Here is an 840-nt window from a genome sequence, read left to right as displayed (position 1 = left end):
CGCGGAAATTTTCCTGATTCAAATTCGCGCCATGTTGCGCGCCAGTATCGGCAAAAGCAATTTGCGCATATTACTGCCCATGATAACCAGTACCAGCGAAGTGGACGAAGCCTCGCGGCTTATCAAGCAGGCGTATTTTGAAGTGGCCGAGGAGCAAGGCTGCGAAGTGGGCGTCAATCTGTTCCAACCGCAGCTGGGCGTCATGATAGAAGTGCCGGCGGCTATTTATCAGTTACCGGCCATGGCCAGTAAAGTCGATTTTTTCTCAGTAGGCAGCAACGACTTAACCCAGTACTTGCTGGCAGTGGATAGAAACAACCGCCGTGTCGCGAACCTTTATGATGCCTATCACCCGGCGGTATTAGCCAGCCTGGACGAAATAGCGCGGCGCTGCGAAGAAATTGGCAAGCCGGTGAGTGTTTGTGGGGAATTAGCGGGTGACCCGGGTGGTGCATTACTGCTGGTTGCTATGGGCTACCGGCAGCTCAGTATGAACAGTTACAACGTGGATCGGGTACGCTGGATCTTGCGCAATGTGCGCTCCAGCACGCTGAATGTCATGCTGGCAAAAGCATTACAGGCGCGTAATCCGGACCAAATTCGTAAAATGATAGCCGACAAGATGGAAAGCATCGGACTTGGCGGCTTTGTCAGGGCGGGTAAATAACTATGCTATTAACGACCTGGCTCTGGTGTATTGGCGGTGGCGCAGTCGCTGGCTTGTTAGCCGGTATGCTCGGCATTGGTGGCGGTTTAATCATTGTGCCACTGCTTATTTACTTGCTGCCGCTTATTGGTGTACCGCCCGAGCTGGTGGTGCCCAGCGCCATTGCTACCAGT

Annotated in this window: 1 protein-coding gene; it reads left to right on the top strand. The window is 53.5% G+C overall.

Annotated features, from left to right (window positions below; translation table 11 throughout):
• Positions 1-667, top strand: a 667-nt coding sequence (locus tag B3180_RS15390; RefSeq protein WP_349677625.1) for a putative PEP-binding protein, incomplete at its 5' end; no start/stop codon positions are given.
• Between the last annotated feature and the right edge of the window lie 173 nt (positions 668-840).

The organism is Idiomarina sp. UBA4206 (genome assembly GCF_002383015.1).
Taxonomy (GTDB): Bacteria; Pseudomonadota; Gammaproteobacteria; order Enterobacterales; family Alteromonadaceae; genus Idiomarina; species Idiomarina abyssalis.
This window is presented reverse-complemented; position numbering and strand designations above follow the sequence as displayed.